The following is a 3,428-nucleotide window of genomic DNA, read 5'->3' on the forward strand; positions in this document are numbered from 1 at the left end:
GCCCAAATCTTCTATCTCCTCAATTAAATTTTCTAAGTCTAGGGCAGAAAATTCTTGCCTTTTAAGTTTTGCCGCCATATCCAACACCCAGAGGTTATAGTCGGTGTCATACAAAGTTTTCCCTTTGGTTAGTTCCGCAACCATTCTGTTTATCCCAATCAGTTAATCGATTATAAACGGGATTTTTGGTGATTATTAAGGGTTTATCGTTCTCAAAGTCCCGATATTAGAGACTGTCCCCCAAATTGGCATCTTGGGTCTGATGTGACTAGAATCGGAAATAGGTTTATATTCACATTTGTTTACAATCACTCGCCGCTACCATGGTCAAACCCGTTAGCTTGCTCCGTGCCCAATCCTACGAAGCAGTAAGTTTACTGGCTTCCCTGAGAACTTTAATTGAACCCCTCGGCGGCATGGGCAACTTTGTCAAACCAGGCGATCGAGTTTTGCTCAAGCCCAATTTGTTGACTGGTAACCGGCCCGGCAGGGAATGTATTACCCGCCCTGAAATGGTAGCCGCCGTGGCCCAGCTGGTGCAGGAAGCAGGCGGTAAACCGTTTATGGGGGATAGTCCTGCGTTTGGTTCAGCCCGGGGGGTGGCAGAGAATAACGGCTATTTGCCTCTGTTGCAGGCATTGAATATTCCCATTGTGGAATTCCGGGGGGGGCGCTATGCCACTGATAGCGATAATTTTAATCATTTGCGCCTGTCCAAGGAGGCCATGGATGCAGACGTGGTGATTAATTTACCCAAGCTTAAATCCCATTCCCAATTGACCATGACTATGGGGGTAAAAAATTTATTCGGTTGCGTCCCCGGCAAAATGAAAGCTTGGTGGCACATGGAAGCCGGCAAGGATGCCAATCGCTTTGGGGAAATGTTGGTGGAAACTGCCAAGGCGATCGCCCCGGATTTAACTATTTTGGATGGCATTATGGCCCATGAAGGCAATGGCCCCATGCACGGTGACCCAAGGGAAGTGGGGTTATTGGCCGCTAGCCCCGATGTGTTTGCCCTAGATTTTGTCATCACCGATATTTTGCAATTAGACCCCGCTACTATTCCCACCATGGCGGCCCAGGAACGGCTAGGACTCAATCCCACCGCCGCTGAATTGACCTTTCCTCTGGCCCATCCCCGGGAGTTGGTGGTGGATAATTGGAAACTACCGGAAGTGTTGATGCCCATTGATTTTGGCCTGCCCAGGGTATTGCGCTCCACGTTCAAACACTTTTACATTCGCTTTGTCAAGGAACCCTTACATATCTACACGGGGAAAGCTTAGTTACGGGAACTTTCGTTAAATAGGCTACATAAAGACCGCCGTTCCGGCCTTAACCTAAAGATAAGACATAAAGTCAATATCACCCTCCGATTGCTAGAGGTCGCCCATTGCTTCAGTGGCGGCTTTCTTTTTCACGTTTATCTGTACTTTAGAGACGGATATTCATGGCTAGATTTAGGCTAAATTTAAGTTTTCCGTTATCGGTGGCCAGGGGCGATCGCCGTGGTGGGGGCAGGGGGTTTGTTAAGATTCTAAAAACTGCAAATGGCGCTCCCCATGCTCATGGACTGGATTCCCTTCGAAATTCCCATTAATACGGCGATGATTGCCGGTGCAACCCTATGGGCATTGGGGCTGTACCTAACTTGGGGCAGTGGGCGCAATTGGCTAATTGAACAGTTGCAACGGTGGTTTAATTTTGCCGAACGTTCCCTCTACACCTCTGTGGAAGAATATGAACGCACCAGGGAGGTTAGGGAAGCCCAGAATGCTTTCTATGCTTCGGTGATGAGTATTTTGCCCTTCCTCGTTATGGGAGCCCTCTGTAATTGGGGCTTGAAATGGGGCTTAGGAGGGAGTTGGTCCATCAGCTTGGCCATATTGACGGTCTTCACAGGGGCAGTTTACGCATTGGGGAAACAAAGTCGCAATGAATAGGGTGGTAGAAAAAAGGAAGACGGCGATCGCCAAGGCAGAGAAGTCAGGCCAGCAAAATTATCCGTCGGTTCGGAGTTGGGGATGGAAATTGGTCAGCAGTATGCTGTGTTGCCTCACCCTGGCCTTTTCTTTGGGAGGTTGTTTCTCACCAGAACTGAAGGACCAGGTGGTTTTTTCCGTGCTCAGTGACCCCAAAACCTTCAACGCGGTGCTGTCCCAGGAGTCCCCCAACGTTTTTGGTTATATCTACGAAGGGCTAATCAGGGAAAATCCCCTCACTGGGGAAAGAACACCAGCTTTGGCGGAAAGTTGGGAAATTTCGCCGGATAATTTGACCATCACTTTTACCCTCAGGGAAGGTCTACGCTGGTCGGACGGAGAACCCCTCACTGTCGATGACGTACTATTTTCCTACAATGATCTTTACCTAAACCCCAAAATTCCCAATAATTACCGGGACGGTTTGAAGGTGGGAGAAAGTCAGGCCGAACCGAAGATCACAAAAGTAGGCGATCGCCAGGTAGCTTTTAACATCCCAGAACCCTTTGCCCCCTTTTTAGACACAGCCCAATTTCCGATTTTGCCCGCCCATATTCTGCGGGAAACGGTGGAAAAGACCGATGAAAATGGTAATCCTTTATTTTTGAGCACCTGGGGCACCAACACTCCCCCGGATCAAATTGTGGTCAACGGTCCCTATAAATTAGCCCGCTACGTCACCAGCCAACGGGTAATTTTTAGTAAGAATCCCTACTACTGGGAAAAGGGCCCCAACGGTGAATCCCTGCCCTATATTCCCCGGGTGGTGTGGGCCATTGTGGAAAGCACCGATACATCCCTGCTGCAATTTCGTTCTGGCAGTTTAGATTCCCTGGGAGTGCCGCCGGAATCCTTTTCCCTGCTCAAACAGGAGGAGGAACGGGGTAATTTTGTCATCTATAACGGTGGCCCCACCTACGCTAGCACCTATTTAACCTTTAATCTCAACCAAGGTAAGCGCCAGGGCAAACCCTTAGTGGACCCAATTAAATCCCGCTGGTTTAATAATCTCAATTTCCGCCAGGCGATCGCCTATGGCATTGACCGGGAAAGAATGGTTAATAACATTTATCGGGGGCTGGGGGAAAAGCAAAATTCCTTTATCCCCGTGCAATCTCCCTTTTTTAATCCCGATGTCAAAGTCTATAGCTATGACCCAGAAAAAGCGCAAGCATTACTAAAAGCAGGGGGCTTTACCTATAACAATCAACAACAATTATTGGATGATCGGGGTAACCGTGTCCGCTTTGTGCTCAACACCAATGCCGGCAATAAAGTGCGGGAAGCTTTGGGTACCCAAATTCAAGAAGATCTAGGTAAATTGGGCATGCAAGTGGACTTTAGCCCCATCAGTTTTGGCGTTTTGGTGGACAAATTAAGCAATAGCTTAGAGTGGGATGCGGTGGTTTTAGGGTTAACCGGCGGCAACGATCCCCATATACC

Annotated in this window: 4 protein-coding genes; 3 read left to right on the forward strand and 1 reads right to left on the reverse strand. The window is 48.7% G+C overall.

All coding sequences use genetic code 11. The features are described 5' to 3' along the window. Window positions 1–144 (reverse strand): DUF29 family protein (locus IQ219_RS18200; protein WP_194073537.1); only part of this gene is annotated, 144 nt, incomplete at its 3' end. Window positions 145–323: 179 nt separating this feature from the next. Between IQ219_RS18200 and IQ219_RS18205 the strand changes: the two genes are divergently transcribed. The 3 genes from IQ219_RS18205 to IQ219_RS18215 all read left to right on the forward strand — a co-directional run. After that, window positions 324–1,289: a DUF362 domain-containing protein gene (locus IQ219_RS18205; protein WP_194073538.1), complete on the forward strand. Its 966-nt coding sequence runs from the start codon at window positions 324–326 to the stop codon at window positions 1,287–1,289. Between the two features lie 276 nt (window positions 1,290–1,565). Continuing rightward, entirely contained in the window at window positions 1,566–1,946 is a 381-nt protein-coding gene (locus IQ219_RS18210) for a hypothetical protein (RefSeq protein ID WP_194073540.1), read from the forward strand. Further along, on the forward strand, window positions 1,939–3,428 hold a 1,490-nt coding region (locus IQ219_RS18215), incomplete at its 3' end, for an ABC transporter substrate-binding protein (RefSeq protein ID WP_194073539.1). The genes IQ219_RS18210 and IQ219_RS18215, both read left to right, overlap by 8 nt.

This window comes from Synechocystis sp. LEGE 06083, from assembly GCF_015207725.1.
GTDB classification, from domain to species: Bacteria; Cyanobacteriota; Cyanobacteriia; order Cyanobacteriales; family Microcystaceae; genus Synechocystis; species Synechocystis salina.

Excerpts from the sequence above, each read along its gene's own strand:
- IQ219_RS18205 (WP_194073538.1), top strand. The coding sequence starts at position 324 with ATGGTCAAACCCGTTAGCTTGCTCCGTGCCCAATCCTACGAAGCAGTA.
- IQ219_RS18210 (WP_194073540.1), top strand. The coding sequence starts at position 1,566 with ATGCTCATGGACTGGATTCCCTTCGAAATTCCCATTAATACGGCGATG.